This is a genomic window from Roseibium sp., assembly GCF_050301095.1.
In the GTDB taxonomy this organism is placed as follows: domain Bacteria; phylum Pseudomonadota; class Alphaproteobacteria; order Rhizobiales; family Stappiaceae; genus Roseibium.
The window spans coordinates 21,206-46,441 of sequence record NZ_JBNKYW010000140.1 but is presented as its reverse complement, the minus strand read 5'-3'; the positions used below and the strand labels follow the sequence as shown (position 1 = coordinate 46,441).

Annotated in this window: 24 protein-coding genes; 16 read left to right on the top strand and 8 right to left on the bottom strand. The window is 61.6% G+C overall.

Features of this window, described 5'->3' with window-relative positions; translation table 11 throughout:
* Positions 1 to 598 precede the first annotated feature (598 nt).
* The 13 genes from ACQY7U_RS13200 (at position 599) to ACQY7U_RS13140 (ending at position 13,824) form a co-directional block, all read left to right on the top strand.
* A complete protein-coding gene (locus tag ACQY7U_RS13200; protein WP_428645138.1) occupies positions 599 to 880 on the top strand; it encodes an STAS domain-containing protein in 282 nt (93 codons plus the stop codon).
* Positions 880 to 1,245 (top strand): response regulator, encoded by a 366-nt coding sequence (locus ACQY7U_RS13195; RefSeq protein WP_428645136.1) that lies wholly within the window; start codon positions 880 to 882, stop codon positions 1,243 to 1,245. Before ACQY7U_RS13200 ends, ACQY7U_RS13195 begins: the two co-directional genes overlap by 1 nt.
* Before the next feature lie 22 nt (positions 1,246 to 1,267).
* Positions 1,268 to 3,592 (top strand): chemotaxis protein CheA, encoded by a 2,325-nt coding sequence (locus ACQY7U_RS13190; protein ID WP_428645135.1) that lies wholly within the window; start codon positions 1,268 to 1,270, stop codon positions 3,590 to 3,592.
* A 22-nt stretch (positions 3,593 to 3,614) separates the two neighbouring features.
* A complete protein-coding gene (locus ACQY7U_RS13185) occupies positions 3,615 to 4,136 on the top strand; it encodes a chemotaxis protein CheW (RefSeq protein WP_428645133.1) in 522 nt (173 codons plus the stop codon).
* Between the two features lie 47 nt (positions 4,137 to 4,183).
* Positions 4,184 to 6,481 (top strand): methyl-accepting chemotaxis protein, encoded by a 2,298-nt coding sequence (locus ACQY7U_RS13180; RefSeq protein WP_428645131.1) that lies wholly within the window; start codon positions 4,184 to 4,186, stop codon positions 6,479 to 6,481.
* A gap of 79 nt (positions 6,482 to 6,560) precedes the next feature.
* A complete protein-coding gene (locus tag ACQY7U_RS13175; RefSeq protein WP_428645129.1) occupies positions 6,561 to 7,424 on the top strand; it encodes a CheR family methyltransferase in 864 nt (287 codons plus the stop codon).
* Positions 7,424 to 8,083 carry a chemoreceptor glutamine deamidase CheD gene (locus tag ACQY7U_RS13170; RefSeq protein ID WP_428645127.1) on the top strand — a complete coding sequence of 220 codons (660 nt, stop codon included), beginning with the start codon at positions 7,424 to 7,426 and terminating at the stop codon, positions 8,081 to 8,083. Before ACQY7U_RS13175 ends, ACQY7U_RS13170 begins: the two co-directional genes overlap by 1 nt.
* A 9-nt stretch (positions 8,084 to 8,092) precedes the next feature.
* The gene (locus ACQY7U_RS13165) at positions 8,093 to 9,163 is read left to right on the top strand and encodes a protein-glutamate methylesterase/protein-glutamine glutaminase (protein WP_428645125.1); all 1,071 of its coding nucleotides are present in this window, start codon (positions 8,093 to 8,095) and stop codon (positions 9,161 to 9,163) included.
* A 75-nt stretch (positions 9,164 to 9,238) separates the two neighbouring features.
* A complete protein-coding gene (locus ACQY7U_RS13160) occupies positions 9,239 to 10,477 on the top strand; it encodes a methyl-accepting chemotaxis protein (RefSeq protein WP_428645123.1) in 1,239 nt (412 codons plus the stop codon).
* Between the two features lie 14 nt (positions 10,478 to 10,491).
* The gene (locus ACQY7U_RS13155) at positions 10,492 to 10,800 is read left to right on the top strand and encodes an STAS domain-containing protein (RefSeq protein ID WP_428645122.1); all 309 of its coding nucleotides are present in this window, start codon (positions 10,492 to 10,494) and stop codon (positions 10,798 to 10,800) included.
* A complete protein-coding gene (locus ACQY7U_RS13150; RefSeq protein ID WP_428645120.1) occupies positions 10,801 to 12,054 on the top strand; it encodes a PP2C family protein-serine/threonine phosphatase in 1,254 nt (417 codons plus the stop codon).
* Positions 12,051 to 12,659 carry an ATP-binding protein gene (locus ACQY7U_RS13145; RefSeq protein ID WP_428645118.1) on the top strand — a complete coding sequence of 203 codons (609 nt, stop codon included), beginning with the start codon at positions 12,051 to 12,053 and terminating at the stop codon, positions 12,657 to 12,659. Before ACQY7U_RS13150 ends, ACQY7U_RS13145 begins: the two co-directional genes overlap by 4 nt.
* Before the next feature lie 331 nt (positions 12,660 to 12,990).
* Positions 12,991 to 13,824: a metallophosphoesterase family protein gene (locus ACQY7U_RS13140; RefSeq protein WP_428645142.1), complete on the top strand. Its 834-nt coding sequence runs from the start codon at positions 12,991 to 12,993 to the stop codon at positions 13,822 to 13,824.
* 51 nt (positions 13,825 to 13,875) lie between these two features.
* On the opposite strand, the gene ACQY7U_RS13135 is transcribed toward ACQY7U_RS13140, so the two are convergent.
* Complete coding sequence (locus tag ACQY7U_RS13135; protein ID WP_428645116.1) at positions 13,876 to 14,091, bottom strand: dodecin; 216 nt, start codon at positions 14,089 to 14,091, stop codon at positions 13,876 to 13,878.
* A gap of 244 nt (positions 14,092 to 14,335) precedes the next feature.
* Between ACQY7U_RS13135 and ACQY7U_RS13130 the strand changes: the two genes are divergently transcribed.
* Together ACQY7U_RS13130 and ACQY7U_RS13125 are read left to right on the top strand one after the other, a co-directional pair.
* Complete coding sequence (locus tag ACQY7U_RS13130) at positions 14,336 to 15,766, top strand: NfeD family protein (RefSeq protein WP_428645114.1); 1,431 nt, start codon at positions 14,336 to 14,338, stop codon at positions 15,764 to 15,766.
* Positions 15,767 to 15,768: 2 nt separating this feature from the next.
* Positions 15,769 to 16,548, top strand: a complete 780-nt coding sequence (locus tag ACQY7U_RS13125; protein WP_428645113.1) for a slipin family protein — start codon at positions 15,769 to 15,771, stop codon at positions 16,546 to 16,548.
* 50 nt (positions 16,549 to 16,598) lie between these two features.
* On the opposite strand, the gene ACQY7U_RS13120 is transcribed toward ACQY7U_RS13125, so the two are convergent.
* Complete coding sequence (locus ACQY7U_RS13120; RefSeq protein ID WP_428645112.1) at positions 16,599 to 16,862, bottom strand: hypothetical protein; 264 nt, start codon at positions 16,860 to 16,862, stop codon at positions 16,599 to 16,601.
* Between the two features lie 146 nt (positions 16,863 to 17,008).
* Here ACQY7U_RS13120 and ACQY7U_RS13115 point away from each other — a divergent pair, with 146 nt between their 5' ends.
* On the top strand, positions 17,009 to 18,634 hold the full coding sequence (locus tag ACQY7U_RS13115; RefSeq protein ID WP_428645111.1) for a winged helix-turn-helix domain-containing protein: 1,626 nt from the start codon (positions 17,009 to 17,011) through the stop codon (positions 18,632 to 18,634).
* A gap of 18 nt (positions 18,635 to 18,652) precedes the next feature.
* Here ACQY7U_RS13115 and ACQY7U_RS13110 read toward each other — a convergent pair whose 3' ends face one another.
* The 6 genes from ACQY7U_RS13110 to ACQY7U_RS13085 all read right to left on the bottom strand — a co-directional run bounded on the left by ACQY7U_RS13110 (position 18,653) and on the right by ACQY7U_RS13085 (position 25,228).
* Positions 18,653 to 19,456, bottom strand: coding sequence for a 4'-phosphopantetheinyl transferase family protein (locus tag ACQY7U_RS13110; RefSeq protein ID WP_428645109.1), 804 nt, complete (start codon positions 19,454 to 19,456; stop codon positions 18,653 to 18,655).
* A gap of 152 nt (positions 19,457 to 19,608) precedes the next feature.
* Complete coding sequence (locus ACQY7U_RS13105; protein WP_428645108.1) at positions 19,609 to 21,441, bottom strand: aminopeptidase P family protein; 1,833 nt, start codon at positions 21,439 to 21,441, stop codon at positions 19,609 to 19,611.
* Positions 21,434 to 22,429: an ABC transporter ATP-binding protein gene (locus tag ACQY7U_RS13100; protein ID WP_428645106.1), complete on the bottom strand. Its 996-nt coding sequence runs from the start codon at positions 22,427 to 22,429 to the stop codon at positions 21,434 to 21,436. Before ACQY7U_RS13100 ends, ACQY7U_RS13105 begins: the two co-directional genes overlap by 8 nt.
* A complete protein-coding gene (locus ACQY7U_RS13095; RefSeq protein ID WP_428645104.1) occupies positions 22,426 to 23,427 on the bottom strand; it encodes an ABC transporter ATP-binding protein in 1,002 nt (333 codons plus the stop codon). The genes ACQY7U_RS13100 and ACQY7U_RS13095 overlap by 4 nt, the downstream gene beginning before the upstream one ends.
* A complete protein-coding gene (locus ACQY7U_RS13090) occupies positions 23,424 to 24,290 on the bottom strand; it encodes an ABC transporter permease (RefSeq protein ID WP_428645102.1) in 867 nt (288 codons plus the stop codon). Before ACQY7U_RS13090 ends, ACQY7U_RS13095 begins: the two co-directional genes overlap by 4 nt.
* Positions 24,287 to 25,228, bottom strand: a complete 942-nt coding sequence (locus tag ACQY7U_RS13085; RefSeq protein ID WP_428645100.1) for an ABC transporter permease — start codon at positions 25,226 to 25,228, stop codon at positions 24,287 to 24,289. The genes ACQY7U_RS13090 and ACQY7U_RS13085 overlap by 4 nt, the downstream gene beginning before the upstream one ends.
* Positions 25,229 to 25,236 lie beyond the last annotated feature (8 nt).

Genomic DNA, 25,236 nt, shown 5'->3' with positions numbered 1-25,236 from the left:
TCAGAATTGAACCTTATAATACCTTATATACTCCCTTTTCCATGGACACGCCTAAATTGTTAAGCGTGATCCACACTGACCTTCCCGCCGAACGCCCTTCAAATACAACTATTAAGCTTCGCACTTTGAGGCAATTTTAAGTTGAATGAAAATTTGAACCGGGCTCGGTCGTCGAAACACTTTCGGTCACGTCCCGGCTCATTCGCGAGAACTGTCCGCCTCACCGGGAGTGTGACACTTTATATTTTTCTAAATCTTTGATTCTAAATTGAATTTCATGGACACAAGCTTCCGCGTACGAAATCAAGCGATCTTGGGAAGGTGCGTTAAAAATACGCAACTCTTCCAAATCACCGTAATTTTTATCAATAGATAAAAATATCAGCGAGAATAGCTATGATCTTTCACCTTTTTTGCTCGACCGTTTCTACATATCGTTAAGCAACGCCACAACCAACAGCTCCGGATTAACTAATTATAAACCCTGCAGACCTTTAATGATTCCCATCTCCCTTAACGTAAGTTGAGCGGGGAAATGGGCAGAAATCCTTGAGATTTTTAAAAGATTTCTGATTCTGAGGGGCTGAAATTGTCAAACATGCAAGGACAGGTTGAATTGCCGGTGATCCTGGATCTGGGGACCGTTCACCACCTGCGCGAGCGCCTGGCAACTGCCATAGCCGAACAAAACACTGTCTCGATCGACGCGAGCCAGGTGGAACGCATTGGCACGCCCGCGGTGCAGGTCCTTCTGGCGGCCAGCCGGGCCCTTGCAGCCGAAGACCGACCCCTCGTCATTCAGAAAGCATCGGAACCGTTTCGGTCGGCCTTTGCCGATCTCGGGTTGAGTGAGCAGTACTCGAAATGGAGCGCCTCCTAATGGCAAAGAAGGTTCTGACCGTGGATGATTCAAAGACCATGCGCGACATGGTCAAATTCACGTTGAGCAGCGCCGGTTTCGACGTGGTCGAGGCCGAGGATGGCGTGCAGGCCCTCTCGGTTCTCGACCGGACCAGCGTCGACCTGATCATCACCGATATCAACATGCCGAACATGGACGGCGTCACGCTGGTCAAGCGCGTGCGTGGCGGCGGCAGTCATCGCGGCATTCCCATCCTCGTTCTGACCACCGAGGGCGGCGATGCCAAAAAAGCGGACGGCAAGGCGGCAGGTGCCACCGGCTGGATCGTGAAACCCTTCACACCCGACAAGCTGGTTCAGGTGGTCAACAAGGTTTGCCCCTGAACCGCATCCAAGGACTTTCCGAATGACCGGATCTTCATTCAACGCAGACGATTTGGCTCAATTCAAACAGACGTTCTTCGACGAATGCGTGGAACTTCTGGCGGATCTGGAAGAACGGCTCGCACAGATGCAAAGCGAGCCTGCCGATTCGGAAGCGTTGAATGCAATCTTCAGGGCCGTTCATTCGATCAAGGCCGGTGCCGGAGCCTTCGGCTTCACACAACTCGTCCAGTTCGCCCACCGCTACGAGGCTTTGCTCGACCGTATGCGAGACGGCCTCGTCCAGCAGACCGACAGGGTGGTGGATGTTCTGATCCGCGCCGGAGACGTTCTGGCCGGTCTGGTGGAGGCCGCCCAGACGGGCGAGGACCTCGATGCCGCCTATGGCGCCGATGTCAGTGGCGACATCGATCTGCTGCTCGCCGAGATCGACGGGCTGGAATCGGTCCTGTCGCCTGCTGACACCCCGACGGTGGACACGCCGGACAGCGCGAGCGAACCGGAGCAAGACCCTGACGGCGAAACCGGTGCAGATGCAGGTGCCGGAAAAGGAAACGAAGGCGGCACAGGGAAACGGTACCGCATCGAATTCGCCCCCAAGGACGAACTCTTCCGCCACGCCAACGAGCCCTTGCTGTTGTTCCGGGAATTGCGCGGACTGGGGCACGTCGACGTCGAATGCGACCTTGAGCACCTTCCGGCCCTCAATGCGATGGAGCCGGAAGACGCCTATCTGCGCTGGACGCTGGTCGTGACGACGGACCAGCCGGAAGCAGACATCCGGGAGGTTTTCGAATTCGTCGAAGACGACTGCGATCTGTCGATCTCCCTCCTGTCAGAGCCGGACGAGGCGCCGGAGACCGCTGCGGCGCCGGAAACCGCGGCTGAAGAGGCCACAGCTTCCGGGCGCGCGGAAACTCTCGAAGAAGCTGCCGGACAAGCAGTACCAGCTACGGAAAAAGAGGCCCCATCGCCCAACGCTGCCCCGCAAAAACCGGACGAGCCCGCCCCGGTCAGGTCCGGGGCGGCTCCCACGGCCCCAGCCGGCAGCGGCGTCAGTTCGATCCGGGTGGATCTCGACCGCGTCGACCGCCTCGTCAACGTGGTCGGCGAACTGGTAATTGCCCAGTCCATGTTCGCGCAGCAGTCCTTCGACCGCCAGGACGGGCACGACCATCTTTCCGGGCAGGGCCATGAGGACATGGCCCGGATCATCCGCGAGCTGCAGGAATGCGTGATGGCCATCCGCATGCAGCCGGTCAAATCCGTGTTCTCCCGCATGCCCCGCCTGGTCCGGGAGGTGTCGGCGAAACTTGACAAGCAGGTCCGCCTCCTGACCGAAGGCGAGCAGACCGAAGTCGACAAGACGGTCATCGAGGAACTCGCCGATCCGCTGACCCACATGATCCGCAACGCCATCGATCACGGCATCGAAAGCCCCGGGGAACGGGAGCAGGCGGGCAAGAAGCCGATGGGCTCTATCAAGCTCACGGCACGCCATGCCGGCGGCAACATCATCATCCAGGTGATCGACAACGGCGCGGGCATCAACAAGGACGCGCTCCTCAAAAAAGCGATTGCCAAGGGCATTGTCGCCGAGGACGCGAAACTGTCCGACGAGGAGATCGAGGAACTGATCTTCTCCCCCGGCTTCTCCACTGCGCAGACCGTCACCGACGTCTCCGGCCGCGGGGTCGGAATGGATGTCGTCCGGCGCAACATCAACAAGCTCGGCGGCCGCATTTCCGTGCAGTCGGTCCAGGGCAAGGGCACCTGCTTCACCCTTACCATTCCGCTGACGCTGGCAGTGCTCGACGGAATGCTCGTCGCGATCGGGCACGAGAAATACATTCTGCCGCTTGCGAGCATCGTGGAAAGCTTCCGTCCGGTCGGCGAACAGATCCGTGCGCTGGCAGGCGGCGGCGAAGTCGTTTCCATGCGCGGCGAATACATCCGGCTGATCCGCGTGCACCAGCTCTTCAACGTACCCGGTGCCGTGGCCGATCCGTGCCAGGGCCTGGTGGTGGTCACCGAAACCGCGAATGGCGGCAAGGTCGGCCTGCTGGTCGACGAACTGATCGGTCAGCAGCAGGTGGTGATCAAGAGCATTCAGGAAAACTTTGACCCGGTGCCCGGCGTCTCCGGCGCAACCATCCTGGGCAACGGCCGCGTTGCCCTCATCCTGGACATCGAGCAGCTCAAGGCCATGCCGGTGGAAGCCGGGCGCAAACATGTTTCAGCGCCGGTGACCAGCGCGGCCAAGCATCAAGACAGTTCCGGGCAGCGTTCCTTTGCCCCGGAATCCATGACCGAGCCGGACGGCACGCAAGTGCCGGCAACGGTATGACCTTTCACCCTGGGAGAACACAATGAACGATCATGTTGAGAGTCCCGTACAGGAGGAGGTTTCGGGAGAGCCAACGTCGGCGCAAAACGGACATTTCCACCAGTTCATCAGTTTCAAGGTCGGAAACGAGGAATTTGCAATCGACATCATGGCGGTTCGCGAAATCAAGGGCTGGACGGAAACCGCTCCGTTGCCCAACCAGCCGGACTACAATCTCGGCGTCCTCAACCTGCGCGGCACCATCGTGCCGACCTTCGACCTCCGATGCCGCTTCGGCATGGGACGCACGCAGACGACGCCCTATCACGTCGTGATCATCGCGACCGTTCAGGAACGGACCATCGGCCTGCTCGTCGATGCCGTTTCCGACATTCTGACCGTCAACGAAGACCAGATCCGGCCCGTCCCGGATATGGAACGCATGACGGCCGCCGAATTCCTGTCCGGCATCATCACCATCGAGGAAAGCATGGTCGTCCTGCTTTCGCTCGAAAAACTCTTTCATCGCGGAGACGTGGCGAACGCCGCAGAACTGGCCGCCTAAGGCGACAGGCCGGCCGGTGCCGGTCCGACAAACTGGAGGATTGGACAATGTCCATCAAATTCTCGGAAATGCAAATCAGAGGTCGCCTTGTTCTGGGTTTCGGCGCAATTGCTGCCATCCTGGCAGCCTCGACAATCGGAAAGACTTTTCTGGGCGGTGCCGACAACGCCGGCCTCGCCGGTGAACTCGGCGTCCTGGCGGTCGAACTGCTGATCGCCGGAGCCATCGGCTATGCCGTCATCCGATCGGTCACCGGTCCGCTGAACGACCTTTCCGCCGCGATCACACAGCTTTCGGAGGGCGGTTCCCGGATTGAAGTTCCCGGTCTTGAGCGCAAGGACGAGTTCGGTGACGTGGCACGCAGCGTCCAAGCGCTTTACCAGCGCGGCACCGCTTATGAACGCATCAAGGTGGCTCTCGACAACTGCACGACAAATGTCATGGTCGCCGACGAACACTACAATATCGCTTATCTCAACCAGTCCCTGGGCGAAATGCTCGGCGAAGCGGAAGACGAACTGCGCAAGGAACTGCCACAGTTCAACTCCAAGGCGCTGATGGGTGCCAACATCGACATCTTCCACAAGAACCCGGCGCATCAGCGCGGCCTGCTCGACAATCTGCGCGAGCCATACAAGACGTCGCTCAATATCGGCACCCTGGTCTTCGACCTCATCGCCACACCGGTCTTTGACGATCACGGCGCACGGATCGGCACCGTCGTGGAATGGGCGGACCGGACCAAGGAAGACGCCCGCGACCGCGAAATGAAGACCGTGTTCGAAGACAACATGCGCATCAAGGTCGCCCTCGACAACTGCAGCACCAACGTGATGGTTGCCGACAACAACTTCAACATCGTCTACATGAACGACAGCGTCACCGAGATGATGAACGAAGCCGAAGCGGACCTGCGCAAGGAACTGACGCAGTTCGACGCCAAGAAGCTGGTCGGTGCCAACATCGACATCTTCCACAAGAACCCCTCTCACCAGCGTTCCATGCTGGAGCGCCTGAGCTCCACCTACCAGACCAGCATCCAGGTCGCCGGCCGGATCTTCGAGCTGATTGCCAACCCGGTGATGGACAGCAACGGCAACCGACTCGGTTCCGTCGTCGAATGGAAGGACGTGACGCAGGAGCGCGCCGTCGAGGAGGAAATCAACACCATGGTCGGCGCCGCGGTGAACGGCAATTTCGCCGAGCGCATTCCGCTGGAAGGCAAGAAGGGCTTCATGCGCAACCTTGCCGAAGCCATGAACCGGCTGTGCGAAACCACCGGCGAGGCGCTTGACGACGTCAACGCGAACCTTGGCGCCATCGCGGAGGGCGACCTCGACACCCGGATCACCCGCTCCTATTCGGGCAGCTTCGACGATCTGAAGAACAAGCTGAACGAAACCGCGGAACGGCTTGGCGAAATCGTCACGGAAGTGGTCGTCAGCGCCAACGAGGTGCGCAACGCCGCCTCGGAAATCACCACCGGCACCAACGACCTGTCGCAACGCACGGAGCAGCAGGCCTCCAACCTTGAAGAAACCGCCGCTTCCATGGAAGAGATCGCCTCGACCATCAAGCAGAACGCGGATAATGCGCAGCAGGCCAACCAGCTTGCCATCAGCGCCCGCACGGTTGCCTCCACCGGCGGCGAAGTGGTCGGCAAGGCCGTCACCGCCATGTCCGAGATCGAAGCCTCCTCGCAGAAAATCTCCGACATTACCGGCGTGATCGACGAAATCGCCTTCCAGACCAACCTCCTGGCACTGAACGCCGCCGTCGAGGCCGCCCGTGCGGGCGACGCCGGCAAGGGCTTCGCGGTCGTCGCCTCGGAAGTGCGCTCGCTGGCACAGCGGTCCTCGGAAGCGGCCAAGGACATCAAGTCGCTGATCGTGGAAAGCGGCTCGCAGGTCAAGGACGGCGTCACGCTGGTCAATGATGCCGGCAAGTCGCTGACGGAAATCGTCGACTCGGTGAAACGCGTCACCGACATCGTCTCGGAGATCGCCGCGGCCAGCACCGAACAGGCGACCGGCGTGGAGGAGATCAACAAGGCCATCAGCCAGATGGACGAGATGACCCAGCAGAACTCCGCGCTTGTGGAAGAAAACGCGGCGGCCTGCCGGCTGCTGCAGGATCAGGCCGGCAACATGCACCAGCGCATGTCCTTCTTCAGCGTCGAGGCTCCGGCGGCATCGAGTGGACCGGGCAAGAAGTCCAGCCGCAAGATGGTTGAAGCGGCACCGCGCCAGGAGATGCGCAAGGTTGCCGGCGGCGGCGCCGTTGCCTCCATGCAGGCGGACATCCAGACCGCCTTCGATGCCGATGACGACTGGAAGGAATTCTGACCGCCGGTCACCGCATCCCCAAGAACCGCTTGCGCCCGGCTCCCGCCGGGCGCAGTCCCTCCAAACCCGGGTACCCCAGATGAAGGCGCTTGCAACAAGGAGCACGGAAGACAAGGAATTTCCGCTCTCGCTGGCGGACTTCAGATACCTGTCTTCCGTGGTCTACGATCAGACGGGCATCGTCCTGAAGGACCACAAGATCAACATGGTCTATTCCCGCCTCGCCCGCCGCCTGCGCGAACTGGGCCTGACCTCCTTCAACGACTATTGCCGGCTTCTGGAAAGCGAACGGGGCACGGAGGAAACCGGCTTCCTGATCAACGCCATCACGACCAACCTGACCAAGTTCTTCCGGGAAAACCACCACTTTGAGCATCTGGCCGACGTTGCCCTGAAGGAGGCGGCTGCGGCCGCGTCCCGCACCGGGCTGCGCCGTCTCAGGATCTGGTCCGCCGGCTGCTCGTCGGGCGAAGAACCCTATTCAATCGCCATGACGCTGCTCAGCCGCTTTCCGCGGCTGCGCGAATGGAACGCAAAAATCCTCGCGACCGACCTGGACACCGCCATGGTCGCACGCGGCAGGGCCGGCCGTTACGCGGACCGCGACCTGGAAAACGTCCCCGCATCACTGCGCAAGCGCTATTTCAGCGGCAGCACGTCCGCTGGCGAAACCGCCGCCAGCGACGACCTGCGCGCGCTCATCACCTTCAAGCAGCTCAATCTCCTTTCTTCCTGGCCGATGACAGGACCGTTCGACGCGATCTTCTGCCGCAACGTGATGATCTATTTCGACGAGGCGACCAAAACCGGACTGATCGACCGCTTCGCCACGATGCTCAAACCCGGAGGCTGGCTCTATATCGGCCATTCCGAAACGCTCCTCGATACGGGGGGCAAGTTTCAGCTGATGGGCCGCACGATCTATCGGCGGAGAGACGCGTGATGGCGGAGTTGGCACTTCAAGGGCCGGAAACCGTAGCCTGCAGCCCGTCCGCTGCGAAAGCAGACGTACGGGCACCTCAGATCGTGCGTAGCTACGACCACAAGCAGCACAAATATGCCGTGCGTCTTCTGCCCGGCGCCTCCTACACCACGTCGGCGGCGGACGAAGTCATTGTTACCGTCCTGGGGTCGTGCGTCGCCGCCTGCATCCGCAATCCGATCACCGGTTTCGGCGGCATGAACCATTTCATGCTGCCCGAGCACGAGACCGGCGACTGGAACGGGGTCAGTTCCGCCCTGCGGTACGGCAATCACGCCATGGAAGCGCTCATCAACGCCGTTCTCAAGTCCGGCTGCGCGCGACACGACCTTGAGATCAAACTGTTCGGCGGAGCCAATCTCTATCAGGGCGTCGCTCTGGTGGGAGACAAGAACGCGGAATTCGCCCGAGCCTACCTTGAGCGGGAAGGCCTTGCGATCACCGCCGAAGACCTCGGCGGACCGAGAGGACGCCGCATCCACTACGAGCCGGCCACCGGCCGGGTTCAACGGCTGCTCCTGAAACAGAACGTCGAGCAGAAGGTCGTCAATGCGGAATGCAGCTACATCTCGGATCTGCGCCGCGCCGACATTGAAGGCGAAATCGAGTTGTTCGGATAGGAGGACGTGATGGCTTCAAATCCAGTGCGGGTCCTGATCGTGGACGATAGCGCCCTTATCCGGAAAATGCTCACGGAGATGCTTTCCCGCGATCCGGACATCGAGGTAATCGGCACCGCGCAGGACCCCTATGTGGCACGCGAGAAGATCAAGAGCCTCAATCCGGACGTGATCACGCTCGATATCGAGATGCCCAAGATGGACGGTATCGAGTTCCTGAAAAAAATCATGAAACTGCGGCCGATGCCCGTTCTCATGGTGTCCTCCCTGACCCAGCAGGGCGCGGACGCAACCCTGCATGCGCTGGAAATCGGCGCCGTCGACTATGTCGCCAAACCGACACAGGACCTGCAACACGGTCTGGCGGAAAAATGCGAGGAGATCACCTCCAAGGTCAAGGCGGCAGCGGCAGCGCGGGTGCAGAGCAGACCCGGAGGCAAACCTGCTCGGATCCAGCGGCTTTCCTCCGCCCCCGGCTACAGGTCGACGGAAACCGTGGTCGCCATCGGAGCCTCCACCGGCGGTGTCGAAGCCCTGACCAACGTGCTGACGGTGTTGCCGCCCGACAGTCCCGCCATTCTGGTGACCCAGCACATGCCCGCTTCCTTTACGCGCAGCTTCGCCAGGCGGTTGGACGGGATCTGCGCAATCAATGTCACCGAAGCCCGCGACGGTGTCCGGGTCCTGCCGGGCCATGCCTATCTGGCCCCCGGCGACCAGCAACTGCAACTGTCGCGCAGCGGCGCGAACTATATCTGCCGGATCGGCGGACAGGAGCGGGTTTCGGGTCACTGCCCCTCGGTCGACGTGCTGTTCCGCTCAGTCGCCGACTGCGCCGGAAACAACGCAATCGGCGTCATCCTGACCGGCATGGGCAAGGATGGAGCGAAAGGTCTGCTGGCGATGCGTCAGGCTGGTGCGAGGACCCTCGGACAGAACGAGGCATCGTCGGTCGTCTACGGCATGCCACGCGTGGCACAGGAGATCGGCGCCGTCGAAGAGCAGCTATCACTCTCGCAGATTCCCAGACGGATACTCGATATCTGCGTTTCCGAAAAAGGAAAAGCCATAAGAGTATGACAATACATACATATTCTTACCATCAACAACAGGAACGTATACCAGTTATCAACTTTAGAGCGGTAGATTATCTTCATGTTGAGAGCGTTTATAGATAGCGAAATCACTGATACAGAGGAAATTGAAGAACCTTCCTCTGCGGCATCTTTTGCGGAAGATGTAAGTAATACCGATGAAACGGCCGACAACCTTCTGCGGGACTGGCAGGCCTTTTCAGCGGACCAGCGGGAAGCACTCACTGCGCTGATGGAGGAGATCGACCGGGCCTGCGGCCTGATCGACACCAACATCGAGGGGATCAGCTCCAGTTTCAACAACATCGCCGGCCGCTCCCAGGACCAGACCAACCAGATCCAGCATCTGGCGGATCTCTCGCAGGAAATCGAGATCGACGGCGAAAAGCGCGACATGGCAGATCTGGCCACGGATCTGAAAAACATTCTCGCCGATCTCATCGAAAAGATCGTCCAGCTTTCCTCACGTGGCATGTCGATGGTCTACAAGCTCAACGACATCAACGACGAGCTGGTTCATGTGGAGAGCAGCATCGGCCAGATCGAGCGCATCAACAGCCAGACCAACCTCCTGGCGCTGAATGCGAAAATCGAGGCAGCGCGGGCAGGCGAGGCCGGACGCGGCTTTGCCGTCGTCGCCGACGAGGTCCGCGAGCTGGCCAAGACGGTGGACACGCTGTCGACGGACCTGAAGGCACAGATCGGCTCGATCACCGCCGGGCTCGGCGGGGCCTACCAGCTGGTGGAGGAAATCGCCACGATGGACCTGTCGGAGCAAAACCTGGAAATCAACGCCGGGTTCAGCAAGATGGTCGATTGCCTGATCGCACAGAACGAACAGGTGGGCGAGGTCCTTCAGCACTCCGTGACATCATCAAAAGAGATCACCCGCGACATCTCCATGGCAGTGGTCAGCCTCCAGTTTCACGACCGCACCAAGCAGATGTTCCAGAACATCAACACCGCCCTGAATGTGGTCGCCGGCAATCTTGAGACCCTGGAAGACCGCGGCCGGCACTTTTGTTCCGCCGACGAAACGGCAAGCACCGGAACCGGCGCTTTCAGGGACGAACTGATCGGATGCTTCTCGCTCAACGAAATGTCGCAACGGTTTCAGGCGCGCTTTTATCCCGGCAGCGTGCCGATGCAGGGCATTCAGGCCGTTCCCGCGTTCGATGATCCGGATGTGGACCTGTTCGAGGTACCGGACACCGCCCCCGCCGATACCCCGCCACCGGAAGCCGTTGAGACCGCCAAGACAGGCGGAGAATTCGGCGACGACGACATCGAACTCTTTTAGGACGGGCCTTCAGCATGAATCTGACCACGACAAAAGACGGCAGCACCTTCCATGCCAGGATCGCCGACCGGCTTGCCTTTTCCGACCACAAGGCCTTTCGCGACCTTATTCAAACGGTGACCCAGTCGGGTGCCAGGACTTGCGTGTTCGACCTGACCTCCCTCACATCCATCGATTCCGCCGGGCTCGGCATGTTCATGGTCGCCCATAATGAAGGGGCCGCGAATGGCTGGTCCCTGGTGATCCGGGGCGCGAGCGGCCATGTCGAGGCGCTGTTGAAACTCGGAAAGTTCGACAGGATCCTAACCCTGCAAGAGGCGTAAATGGGCAGAACAGCCGCAGTCTACCGACGTTTGCAGGAACAGCAGTCACGTGCGGTTGAAAACTGCCTTGCCAGGTTTGCCAACAGCAGGATCCTCGTCGTTGAAGACAATTCCGTCGTACTCACCCTGATTACAAGATTTCTCAACCACTACGGCCTGCGCCAGATCAGGCCTGCGCGAAACGGGCTCGAAGCACTTGAAATCGCGGCCGAATGGCTGCCGGATCTCATTATCACCGATCTGTACATGCCCGTCATGGACGGGGTCGAGTTCTGCCGCAGCATACGGGCCGGCCGGGCACTGGACGACGTGCCGGTCCTCGTGCTGACCGGCATCGAGAACCACGAGGAACGAACGGCCGTGTTCGAGGCCGGCGCCACCGACCTCATCAGCAAACCCGTCTATCACCTTGAGCTGGCAGGACGGTTGCAGGTGCATCTGGAACGCAGCCAGCTGATCAGGCGGCTGACCGAATACAAGGAGCGCATCGCCCTGGAACTGGACCAGGCGCGGACGATGCAGGCCGACATGCTGCCGGACAGGATGCTCGTCAGCGAGGTGCTGGAAACCTACCCGGTTGACATGGCCTCCCATTACCAGCCCTCCATCGGTCTTGGAGGCGATCTGTGGGGGCTCAGGCCACTTTGTCCGAACCGGCTGTTTGTCTATATCCTAGACTTTTCAGGTCATGGCGTCGGTGCCGCGATCAACACATTCCGGTTTCAGGCCTATTACAACTCTCTGCGCGACATCGACACGCCCGGCCAGGTTCTGAATCAGCTGAACTCCTTTCTGAGCGGCATTCTTCCGGTCGGCCAGTTTGCAACGATGTTCTGCGCAATCATCGATTTCGAGTGCGGGGAACTGACCTATTCATCCGCAGGTGCACCACCCGCCCTGCTGCGACCGGAAGACGGCGAGGCGGGGTTCCTTCCCCTGGACGGCACCGGTTTTCCCCTGGGGATCACGGCGAACGCGGACTACGAGGACAAGATCCAAGGTTTCCCCCCGGGCAGCAGCCTGTTTCTCTACAGCGACGCGCTGGTTGAAACCCCCGACCCGCCCAATTCCGTTTTCACCTACGATAGCCTTGCCGGGTTTCTCAACGGTCCTCACGCGGGCAAAACCTGCGCGGACCGGGTTGCATCGGTTCTCGGAAAACTCTCCGAAGGCAATGTTACGACCTTCGAAGACGACGCAACCATATTTTGCCTGACCTATTTGAATCGAGAATTTGGGAGTGATGACCGATGAGCGTGACCTGTCCCTCCGCAACAATTGAACAAGATGACCTGGACGATCAGACCAGCCGGATACGATTTCCGGACCCCGAAGGTATCAGGGAGTATATTGCCCAATCCTCGTCTTCCTTCGGCTGCCTGCTTCAGGGCGCATTTCAGTTCACGACCCATGAGGAGGCCGAACGCCTGTCGGCCTTGCTGGCGCTGAACACGCCGGATCCGGAAAGGGCGGCCATGGGCATCTGGGAACTGCTGTCGAATGCGATCGAACACGGCAACCTTGAAATCGACATGGAATTGAAGGCCGACCTGTTGATGCAGGACGCGTTTCAGGATGAAATCCGCCGCCGCCATACGCAATCGCCTTACCGGGACCGGTTTGCGATTGCCGAGTTCAGCCGTGGCCCGGATCGCGTGACCCTGAAAGTCACTGATCAGGGCAAGGGCTTCGATTTCGAGACCTATCTTTCAGCGGATTTTCCGGTCGACGGCCCCAACGGCCGCGGGATCAAGATCGCGCAGCAGTTCTGCTTCGATACCCTGCGATATGAAGAGCCCGGCAATGTCGTGGAGGGAACAATCCTTGTCCCGAAGGCCGGGGAGAGCCGGACATCCTGAGCCGACCCTTTCAACCCAGCGCAAACGCCACCACCCACTTCGAAAACAAATCCCGCCCGGGCTTACGGCCCGGGCGGGATGTTTTTGGTTTCGATGGGAGTGCACATTTCGTGTTACCTAAAGATAATGCCAGTACATCTTTTCCGGTGAAGTCGGGTTGACTACTTAAGAAATCGGCCCGGCTAGATCCCGATGCGGCCCGTTGCCGGAAAACACCCCAAAACACCTCTTTTGGGGTAGGTATTTCTATCTATGAAAGGAAGTTTCCGGAGCAGATCCAGCTCCGGTCCGGACCATGAAATCCACTATTTTTTCCGCGCGGGAGGCCTAGATCTCCCAAGTCCGCACACTCAGGGCGATCAGCGACCTGCATCTTGCCAGCGCCGCCAACCGTGAAGCCCTTGCCGAACTGCCGTCCTTCGGGGACGACTGGCTGATCGTCGCCGGAGACATCGGTGAACGGTTAGACCATGTCCGCCTGGCTTTCGAGACGCTGACCGGCAAGTTCGCCCGGGTCTTCTGGGTTCCGGGAAACCACGACCTCTGGTCGCTTCCGGACAACAGGGAGACGCCGGCCCTTTCGGGAGAAGACCGTTACAGGGCGCTTGTCGCCTGTGCCCGCGAATTCGGCGTCCTCACACCCGAAGACCCGTTTCAGACCTGGGAAAGCCGCACCGGCCCCCATGTCATCGCCCCGCTCTTCCTGCTGTACGACTACAGTTTCCGGCCCGACCATGTCGGCCGCGAAGAGGTCGTCGGCTGGGCACGGGAACAGGGCGCCGTCTGCGCAGACGAATATTTCCTGAGCCCGGCGCCATACGAAAGCCGCGAGCATTGGTGCGAAGCCCGTCTTGAGGAGACCGAAGCCCGGCTGGCCGCCCTGCCGGAAGGCACCAGAACCGTTCTCGTCAACCACTATCCGCTGCGCCGCGACCTGATCCACATTCCAAGGGCCCCCCGCTTCACACCCTGGTGCGGCACGCGCCGGACCGAAGACTGGCATTTGCGCTTCAATGCCAGCGTCGTCGTCTCCGGCCACCTCCACACCCGCCGCACCGACTGGCGCGACGGCGCGCGCTTCGAGGAGGTCTCCCTCGGCTACCCGCGCCAATGGGATCAGCAAAAGGGCATGGCCTTTTATTTGAGGTCAATTCTGTCCGGATAGCGGGGAGCGTTGTAGTGCGCTCCACCGGACAGTCGACTTTCCGGATTGGACCTAACCGTCCCTGTCGAGGCGGAAACCGAGCTTGACGCCCACCTGAAAGTGACCGACCGAGCCGTCGCTGTTCACGTGGCCGCGGATTTCGGTCACCTCGAACCATTCGAGGTTGCGAATGCTCTTGCTGGCCGCACCGATGGCGTTGCGGACCGCCTGGTCGATGGAATCCGGCGATGAACCGTAGACTTCTGTTACCGGGTAGACGTGATCCATTTTCCTCTCCCTTGAACGTCGAAGTTGGGCCCGCCTCTCCCGGCCGGACCGGCGGGACATAAGCGCCGGCACACGAAGCGCCTGCGGTTGCGCTTACCTCCCAGGCCCGCGGCAGCGGCGATCAAGGATCGTGACACATGCAGGACGGCTTGTCAGGCCGCAAGAGGCTTCAAGACCCGTTCGCGCGCGCCATTTCATTGTTGAACGCCACTGCGGGCCCTATAATGATCATAGGGAGGCGAATGTGAGCGTTTTCAAACAATTGCGTCGTCTCATCGCAGCGGCTGCAGCCCTGGCTGCGGCGACCGTGCCTGCGGCGACGCAGACTGACACATCCGCAAGCGCCGGACCGGCGCTTGTCATGGCCGCCATCGAAGGTCCCATCGGCCCTGCGACGGTCAGGCACGTCAAGCGTGTCATAGCACTTGCCGAGGAGCGGCAAGCGCCTGCCCTGGTCCTGCGTCTCAACACACCGGGCGGTCTCGCGGACGCCATGCGGGAAATCATCTCGGAGATCATCGCCTCAAAAGTGCCGGTCATCGGCTATGTGGCTCCGGCGGGCGCCCACGCGGCAAGCGCGGGCACCTATATTCTCTATGCCACCCATGTCGCGGCTATGGCTCCGGCCACCAATCTCGGCGCGGCCACCCCGGTCCAGATCGGGGGTTTCCCGGGCGGCCTTCCGGGCCGTGACAACAAGGAGAAAGACACGGACACCAAAGGCAAAGGAGCAGACGGGGGCGAAGGCCAACCCGGCACATTAGCCCCAGAGGACGCCATGACGGCCAAGATCACCAATGATTCCGTTGCCCTGATCCGGGGGCTGGCCGACCTGCACGGCCGCAATGCCGACTGGGCGGAAAAAGCGGTGCGCGAGGCAGCCAGCCTGCCATCCGGCAAGGCGCTGGAGATGAATGTGATTGACATCGTTGCCCGCGACCTTGCCGAACTTCAGGAGGCCGTGGCTGGCCGCACCGTCGAGATCGGCCGGGTCAAGCGGACGCTCGATATTGCAGGCCTGCCGGTCGAAACAATCGAGATGGACACGGTCACCCGTCTCCTGAGTGTCTTGTCCAACCCGAATGTCGCGCTGATCCTGATGATGATCGGCGTCTACGGGCTGATTTTCGAGTTCTGGAACCCGGGGGCGATCGTGCCCGGCGTCGTCGGTGCGATCTGCCTGACGCTCGGCCTTTACGCGCTCAACATGCTGCCCTTCACCTATGCCGGGCTTGCCCTGATCGGTCTCGGCATCGCTTTCATGGTCGTGGAGGCCATGACACCAACCATCGGCGTGCTCGGGTTCGGCGGTCTCATAGCCTTCGTGCTCGGGGCTTCAATGCTGATCGACACGGACGCGCCTGGTTTCCAGATCTCCTGGTGGCTGGTCGGCACGCTGGCGGTGCTGACGGGCGCGGTCCTGATCCTGGTCCTCGGCTTTGCCATCCGCACTTACCGGCGCGCACCGGTCAGCGGTCGGGCGCGGATGATCGGCACCGCTGCCAATGTGCTCGAATGGCGCGGCAACGAAGGATTTGTCTGGGTGGAAGGCGAACGCTGGCATGCGACCGGTGCCAGCGACCTGAACGCCGGCGAGACGGTTCTTGTTCACAATGTCGACGGACTCACGCTGATTGTGGATGCACCTTCAGACGTGCCGCAGGAAAGGTCCTAACCATGGAATTCCCGGTTTTCGACTCAATCGTCCCCTTGCTGCTGGCAGGGTTCGTGGTCTTTGTCCTTTATTATGCCATCTATATTTTCCGCGAATACGAACGTGGTGTCGTCTTTACGCTCGGCCGGTTCACGCGGGTCAGCGGACCGGGTTTCGTACTTCTGATCCCCTTCGTCCAGCAGGTGGTGCGCACCGACCTGCGCATGTTCGTGGAGGACGTGCCCAGCCAGGACGTCATCAGCCGGGACAACGTTTCGGTGAAGGTCAATGCGGTGATCTATTTCCGGATCGTCGATCCGCAGCGCGCCATCATCAATGTCGCCGACTTCAGTGCCGCGGTCAGCCAGTTGTCCCAGACGACCCTGCGCTCGGTCCTCGGCAAGCACGAACTGGACGAGATGCTGGCAGAGCGCGACAAGCTGAATGCCGATATCCAGGAAATCCTCGATCGCCAGACCGACGCCTGGGGTATCAAGGTGGCCAACGTGGAGATCAAGCATGTCGACATCGACGAAAGCATGGTCCGGGCGATCGCCAAACAGGCGGAAGCCGAACGTCTGCGGCGGGCCCGGGTGATCAACGCGGAAGGCGAGCAGCAGGCGGCAGCCAAGCTGGTCGAGGCCGGGGAGATGCTCTCCAGGCAGCCCAACGCCATGAAGCTGCGGTATTTCACGGCGCTCAGCGACATTGCAAACGACAGGACCAGCACGATCGTGTTTCCACTGCCGACCGACCTTCTGCCGGCAAGTGTCCGCAAACCGGAAGACAAGTCCGGGGCCTGACCTCAAGAGTACCGGCAGCTGGCAATGCCGCATTCATGGCCTAAGCGCCTTCACTCGCTGGACCAGCCCCAGTCCGGTTTTGCAGCCTCCTTTTCGATCAGGCGGAGCGCTTTTTCGAAGCGTTTGCCGTAACGCCGGAGGTCCAGCCTGTCTTCTCCGGAAACAGGCGATTGGGATCGGGCCGCCGTTGTGAGCTGCACCGGGTTCTTTTCTGCAGTGCCCGCCGGATTGTCGCCTGCCCGGCTTTGCGGAACGTTGGCGCCCGCGAGGATTGCGGCAGCCGCGAGTGTGGAAATGAGAGCGGTTCTGATCATAATATCCTCCAAGGCTGATTTCATTCGGCCCAATGCTCCAACCGGCGCCGGAACAGGCGCTGAAACAAGCTGTGCCATTGCCCCGAGGAACCGCAGAATGGCGACGAAAGTCACGAAATCGCCTCCGAAAACTTCCGAAATCTGACATGCAGAGCATCGGATCCTTCACATTTGATGCCGACATCGGAGAGTTGCGGGACAACTTCGGAAAGCCCGTGCGCCTGCGGGCGCAATCGCTGCAGGTCCTCTCCGTGCTGCTGTCCCGGCGCGGGGAAATGGTGTCGAAAAGCGAGCTGATGGAGGCGGTCTGGCCGGAAACGCATGTCACGGACGACAGCCTCGTCCAGTGCATTTCGGAAATACGGAAGGTCCTCGGACCGGCCAACAGCCGGCTGCTCAAGACCATTCCCAAAAAAGGCTACATGCTTGCCCCGGCAGAACTCCGCAGAGCCTCGCTTGAAGAGCGGCTCGGCATGCTTCCGGGGAAGCCCTGGGTCGCCGTGCTCACGCTGGCACTGGCTGTCCTGTTTCTCTGGGCAACCTGGTTTCTGAGCGAGCCCGTCTCACGCCAGGTGAAAACCGTCGCCGTTCTTCCCTTCGTCAACATGAGCGGCGACGGCGAACAGGATTATTTTTCAACGGGCCTGGCTGAAGATCTCCTGACCGACCTGTCGAAGATCAACGCGCTCACCGTGCTTTCCAGGTCCGCCACGTTCCATTCGCGCAGTCCCGAGGAAAGCGCCAAGGACATGGCGACAAGTCTCGGAGCAAGCCATCTGGTCGACGGCAGTGTCCGCAGGGAAGGTGACCGCCTCAGGATCAGCGTGCAGCTGGTGGATGCACAAACCGGCGCCAGCCTGTGGGCCGAACGCTATGACCGCGAGCTGGGCGACCTCTTTGCGATCCAGGACGACGTTCGCAGCCAGATCATCACGGCCCTCGCCGTCAGGCTTGTCCCCGGGGAAGCCGATCGCATCGCCTCCGGCAACACCGTCAAGGTTTCCGCCTACGATCTCCTGCTGAAGGGGCGCCACGAAGAGACCGCACTGACCCGCGAAGGGGTAACGCGCGCGATCTCCTTCTACAAGCAGGCCATCGCCGCCGATCCGGAGTACGGCGATGCCTATGCACGGCTGGCCAACATGTATGATTTCGCCGCGCGTTTCGGTTGGAACGATGCCGGTGTGATCGACCGCAAACTGGCGCTGACAACGGCGGAAACCGCCGTCCGGGTGGCCCCGCAAAATCCGTTTGCCCATTGGACGCTCGGCCGCATTCTGGCACGCCAGCAGGACGGAGATCCGGAAACGCTCTCCAGGGCCCTCGGCTCGGTCAGCCGGGCGATCGAACTCGACCCGAAGAATGCGGATGCCTATGCCTTCATCAGCCTGCTCCACATCGGCAGCGGTCGGCCGGCGGAGGCAAAGCGGACCATTGAAACGGCCTTCCGACTGAACCCGGAAGCCCCCTCCTGGTATGTCCAGAACCGGGGCATCATCTCCTTTATGGACGGCGACATGACCGCCGCGGTATCGGATTTCGAACGCGCGGCCGAGAAGAACCCGACGGCTTCCTTTACACGTTTGTGGCTGGCAGCCGCCTACGCGCAGGCAGACCGCGGCGAGGACGCGGAGTGGCAGCTGGAGGAAGCCGCCGCACTGGGGGCTCCCACCACCATTCGGGATGCGATTTCCACCAATCCCATCTTTCAGGACGCCGGTTACCGGTCGAAATACGAAGAGGGACTGCGGCGCGCCGGTCTTGCCGAATAGAAGCGGCCAGGGTGAAGCCTATGCGGCTGCCAGCGTCCGCAACCAGTCCAGCGGGGCTTTCGTCGTATCGACGGCTAGCCTTGACCTGTCCGGATGCTTGACGGCGAGGGCCATCAGGTGGTCGGGTCCAAGGCGATAGCGCTCGAAGTGCCAGGTTTCCGGGTCGTCCGCCAAACGGTCGTCGAAATGAATCCGAAGCGTTTCCAGGTCGAAGGAAAAGGCGCCGAGCGGCTGCGACAGGCCCTTGCCGATAGCCTTCACATAGGCTTCCTTCAAGGTCCAGAAGGTCAGAAACGTATCGATCTTGAGATCGTCCGGCGTGGCGGCGAGGGTTTCCTGTTCCCGTTCGGCAAAAACGCGCCTGGCCAGTTTCTCCGTCGGCGCATTGCGCTGCAGCCACTCGACATCAACGCCGATATCGTGGTGGGCGGTCAGAGCGACGGCTGCAAGGTCACGCGTATGGGATATGTTCACCCGGAAACGGGGACCACCGGGCGGAGATACCAGCTCCGGCTTGCCGTGGGCTTCGACCGAAAAACGCCAGTCCTGAGGCGCGCCGCCGATGCAATAGGTCAGCAGTCCCCGGCAGATCGCATGCGCGGCAACATAGACCTGGCGGTCGCGCTCGAAGTGAAACCGCTTCGAGCGCACCTGCTCTTCTTCACTCAGGAGCGTTTCCAGACCGGCCCAATCCGCTTCCTCGACCGCCTCCAGAGGCAGCCACCAGAGCGCGGCGCGCTCGGGTGTGATCAGGGCCGGGCCACCGGCGACCGGCCCCTCCGCCAGAAAGCCGCCTGAAGCCGGCATTTCGTCCACGCTCATTCGTATTCCTTGATCCTGCGACACGGCGCGGTTGCTTCACCGGGCCGGAATCAAGGTCTATCACAGGAGCTTGCCGGCGCAGAAGGGTTTCAGGCAGGAACACATTTGCCGAGGCGGCACGCCGGGTTGCCGGAGTGCCGCCTCTGCCGCCGTCAGACCGCCTGCCGCCAGTGGGGAGACGGCTGGCCGATCGGACGGCACACGTCCTGGAGCCACTCTCTTGCCTTGTCTGAACATTTGTCGCCGACCTGCTTTTCGACTTCGGCATGATAGGCGTCGAGCCAGGCGATCTCGGCAGTGCCGAGCCGGTCGCGCAAAAGAGGCGCTGTCTGGATCGGGATCCAGGTCAGGTTGGAGAATTCAAGGAACCCGTCTTCCGCCTCCCGGACCTCGAACAGGTTCTCCAGCCGGATGCCATAGCTGCCGGCCTGGTAGTAACCGGGCTCGATCGACAGCACCATGCCCGGCACCAGATCGACGGGATTGACCTGTTTGCCGATGCGCTGCGGCTGTTCGTGAACGGAGAGCCGGTGGCCGATGCCATGGCCCGTACCGTGGTCGTAGTCGAGGCCCAGATCCCAGAGCGGCCGGCGGCAGATGGCGTCGATCTGGTGTCCTTGTGTGCCCTTGGGAAACCGGAGGGTCGCAAGGGCATGAAGCGCCTGGAAGACGGCGGTATAGGCACGCGCATAACCGTCCGGCAGCGTGCCGAAGCTGTAGGATCTGGTCGCGTCGGTGGTACCGGTCTCATACTGGCCGCCGCTGTCCAGCAAATAGGGATGCGCGGGCAGGATAGGGGCGGAGACCTGCGGATCGGCGGCATAGTGGCACATGGCGGCATTGCCGCCCGCGCAGGATATCGTCCGGAAACTTTCACTCAGAAACCCCTGGCGCTCCCGGCGGAAAGACAGGATTTTTTCCTCCGCCTCGTATTCGCTTACCGGATTGCCCACTGCTGCGCGTTCGGGAACATGGGTCTCCAGCCAGGCGCCGAATTCGGCCCAGGCCACCGCATCCTCGATGTGGCAAGCCCTCAGGCCTTCCAGCTCGGTCCTGTTCTTCTGCGCCTTCTTGAGGGTGACGGGACTGAGCTTGTGAAGCGGTTCGGCCTTCGCCTGCTTGACCAGAAGCGTCACCGCCGCCGGCGAGAAATCCGGGTCGAGCAGCACCTTCGCGCCTTCGCCGGTCTTTTCCACCAGCACGTCCAGAAACGTCTCTTTCGGATGGACCTCGATCCAGTCCGGAAGCGTATCTTCCAGCCCGACCTCGAACTTCTGGCGGTTGACGAACCAGTGACCGGCACCGGATTTCTCCAGCACGAAGAAGGACTGCGGCATCGGGTTATAGGCAACGTCGCCGCCGCGTACGTTCAGAAGCCAGGCGATGTTGTCCGGCTGGGTGTCGACAAGAAGGTCCGCGCCTTCTTCCTGCATGGTTTCGAGCAGCCCGGCGCGCTTGTCCGTCGCCGAGACGCCTGCAAACTGGAGCGGAAAAGCGCTGATTTCGCCGAACGGCTCGGCGGGCTGGTCCGTCCAGATCCTGTCGACCGGATTGCCCGTCAGGGGCTGCAGCGAGGCACCGGCCTCAGCGGCGGAATCCGCGTAGCGCCTGACCCAGTTCGGCGGCAGCAGCATGGCGTCATAACCGATGACCCAGCCGTTTTCAGCGGTTTCGGCCAGCCAGACTTCCGGCGGATGCTCAAAGATATGATCCCGGTCGATCAGATCCGCCGGGCACTGGTTCCGGGCCTGAACGGTGTAGCGGCCGTCGACAAAAAGGCGCACGAGGTCCCGCGTCACGATGGCAACGCCGGCGGAACCGGTGAAGCCGGTGACAAAGCCGAGACGCTCGTCATGGGGAGCGATATATTCGCCCTGATGGGCGTCGAAGCGCGGTACGATCAGGGCGTCCAGCTCCAGGGATTTCATCTCCCCGCGCAGGGCGGTCAGCCGGTTTTGAAGTATGGCGCGGCGGCTCTCAGGCATTCTCGATCTCTTCAGCATGGTGACAGGCGACCTGACCGCGCCTTTCGATATGGCGCAGTTCGGGTAGCTCGGTGGTGCATTTCGGGGTCTTGTGACGGCAGCGGACGTGGAAGGGGCAACCGGGCGGGATGTCGAGCGGCGACGGCAGCTCGCCTTCGAGATGGATCTTCCTGCCCTTGTCGTCCGGGTCGAGCGAAGGCGCTGCGCTGAGCAGCGCCTGCGAATAGGGATGGGAAGGCCTGGCGAACAGCGTCTCGCTGTCGCCCAGCTCCACGATGCGGCCCAAGTAAATGACCGCGACCCGGTTGGAAACATGGCGCACCAGACGCAGATCATGGGCGACGAAAAGGATGGTCAGGCCCAGCCGTTCCTGAAGGTCCAGGAGCAGGTTGACGATCTGCGCCTGAACGGAGACGTCCAGCGCGGAGACCAGCTCGTCGGCAATCAGCACCTCCGGCTCCACCGCCAGGGCCCTGGCAATCGCGATCCGCTGGCGCTGGCCGCCGGAAAACTCGTGCGGATATTTTTCCAGCGCATCCTGCGGCAACTGCACCAGATCCATAAGAGCGGCGAGGCGGCCCGGAACCTCCGCATCCTGGCACATCTCGTGAACCTTCAGCGCCTCCGTCAGAATCTGGCCGGTGGTCATGCGCGGATTGAGCGAGGAGTACGGGTCCTGGAACATCATCTGAACCCGCCGATTATAGGTCCGGTCCTTGCGTTCCCCCGCCGCAAAGACATCCTTGCCGTGAAAGAGCACACGGCCGCCACCCGGCTCATGCAGGCGCACGATGCAGCGGGCCAGGGTGGACTTGCCACAGCCGGATTCGCCGACGACGCCGAGGGTTTCGCCACGTTTCAGATCGAGGCTGACGCCGTTGAGGGCATTGACGTTGCGCACCGGCCTCCGGGCGAGCAGGTCGATGACCGTTCGTTTGCCGGCAAAGGAGAGGCTGACATCGCGGATTTCAAGCACCGTTTCGCTCATGCTGCGGCCCCTCCCTCTTTCCGGATGCGGTTGAAACAGGCGACCGCCCGCTCCGGGCCGGCGCCGGTGAGATCCGGACGTCCCGCCTCGCATTGATCGCTCTTTTGCGGGCAGCGCGCGGCAAAGGCGCAGCCGGCGGGCAGCGCCAGCAGGCTCGGCGGGGTTCCCGGGATGGAATAGAGCGGCGTACGCGGGGCTACGTCCTGCGGCACCGAGCGCATCAGTCCGACGGTGTAGGGATGCTGCGGATCGCGCAGGACCGGACGCACCGGCCCTTCTTCCACGATCCTGCCCGCGTACATCACCGCCACCTGGTCGCAGGTCTGCGCGACGACGCCGAGGTCGTGGGTGACGAGAATGACGCCCATGTCGAAGTCGCGGGCGAGCGACAGGATCAAGTCGAGGATCTGTGCCTGGATGGTCACGTCCAGCGCCGTCGTCGGCTCGTCCGCCAGAAGCAGCTTCGGCCTTGCGGCCAACGCAATCGCGATCATCACCCGCTGGCGCATGCCGCCCGAAAACTGGTGCGGATATTCAGTCAACCTGGAGCTTGCCGCCGGAATGCCGACGACATCGAGCATTTCGACCGCCCTTTTCCGGCGCTCGGAGGCCGAGAGATCCGTGTGCGCCTTCAGGGTTTCGTCGATCTGAAGGCCGACGGTCAGGAGCGGGTTGAGCGAGGTCATCGGCTCCTGAAAGATCATGGCGATCTCGCCGCCGCGGATGCGGCGCATCTTTGCTTCCGGTGTGGTCACCAGGTTCTCGCCGCGCCAGGTCACGGTTCCGGTGGTCGTTCCGTAGTGCCGGGAAAGGCCGAGGATCGAGCGCAATGTGACGCTCTTGCCCGAGCCGCTCTCGCCGACAAGTCCCAGAACCTCGCCCTTGTTAAGCCGGAAGCTGACATCCCGGACCGCCGGAATGGACGCCCTGCCCGAGCCGAAGGTGGTCGAGAGGCCGGAGACCTCCAGAAGAGGTGTCTTGATGCTTTTCAAGGTCATCCGCGCGGCCTCAACAAGTCTGCCAGCCCGTCCCCGATCAGCGAGAAGCCGAGCCCGGTCAGCACGATGGCGATGCCGGGCGTCAGGCTCAGCCACCAGGCGGTGGTGATGAAGTTGCGCCCTTCCGCGATCAGGACCCCCCATTCGGCCTGGGGCGGCTGCGCGCCGAGGCCGAGATACCCGAGCGAGGAGCCGAGCAGGATGGCAAGCGCCATGTCGGTCATCCAGTAGACGATGATCGGCGTGATGGCGTTGGGCAGCAGGTGACGGAAGATGATGCGCAGGTCCGAATAACCCATGACGATACCGGCCGAGGCATAGTCGTTGCCCATCTGAGAGATGACTTCCGCGCGCATCAGCCGGGCGTAATAGACCCAGTTCACCAGCGTGATCGCGATGTACATGTTGGTGAGACCGGGACCGAGGACGGCGACAATAGCGATCACCAGGACCAGGAATGGAAAGGTGATGATGGCATCGACCACCCGGCCGAAAATCATGTCGGCGATGCCGCGGTAGTAGCCGACCAGCGCGCCGACCACGACGCCGATGGAGAGCGCGAACACTGTCGCCAGGATCGCCATCTGCATGTTGACCGAATAGGCCCAGATGACCCGTGAGAGCGTGTCGCGCCCGAGCAGATCCGTACCGAAGGGATGCAACCAGCTCGGCGGCTGGCGCACGGCGACATAGTCGATCTGGTTCGGATCAAAGGGGGCGAAAAGGCCCGGGAAAAGCGCCAGCACCAGCGAGGCGCCGATAATGGCAACACCCGTCATGAAACCAGGCTTTTGCAACGCCTGTTTCAGGCGCCCCGGTTTCTTGAGCGGAGCGGCGGCCGGAGAAAGGGTGACGTCGCTCATGACAGGCGCATCCTCGGATCAAGCCAGCTCTGAAAAATGTCGGTCATCAGGAAGACCAGCGACACCAGCACGGCAAATGTCAGCGTGAGCCCCTGGATGAGCGGATAGTCGCGGGCGAAAATCGCTTCCAGCATCAGCCGGCCGACCCCGGGAACCGCGAAGACGGTCTCGGTTACCAGGGTGCCGCTCATCAGCTGGCCGATGGAAAGCCCCAGCAGCGTGACTGTGGAGATGAGGGCGTTTTTCAGAACGTGGCGACCGAGGATCAGCCGGGGCGGCAGGCCCTTGGCGCGGGCGAACTGGACATATTCGGCATCCAGAACCTCGATGATCGCCGCCCTCAGGTTCCGCATCAGGATGGCGGAGGTGTAAAGGGCGACCGTCACGGCGGGCAGGAACAGGTGATAGAGCCGTTCCAGGAAGGTCTCGCCGTAGCCGCCGACCGGAAAGAGCCTCAGCTGCGCGGCCAGGAAGGTCAGCAGGATCAGGCCGATGTAAAAGACCGGCATGGAAAGGCCGACCTGGAAAACCGCCCGGATCAGGTTGTCCTGCCACCTGCCCCGGTTGACCGCGGCCAGAAAAGCCAGCGGCCCGGCGATCAGGATCGACAGGGTGACCGCATAGACCGCCAGGAAGATGGTCGTCGGCAGCCGTGCGAGAACCACATCGAGAACCTCGGCGCGCATCAGGATCGAGCGTCCGAGATCGCCCTGAAGCGTGTTCGTCAGGAACAGCCAGAACTGGGTCCAGAGCGGAGCGGTGAGGCCGAGTTTTTCCCGGATCGCGGCAATGTCGGCGTCGGAGGCCTTGTCGCCCGCGATCGCGATTGCCGGATCGCCCGGCAACAGCCGGACCAGGAGGAAGATGATGATCATGACCAGCAGGAAGGTCGGGATCATCAGAACCAGACGGTTCAGGGTGTACTGCACACCAGCCATGTCAGTTG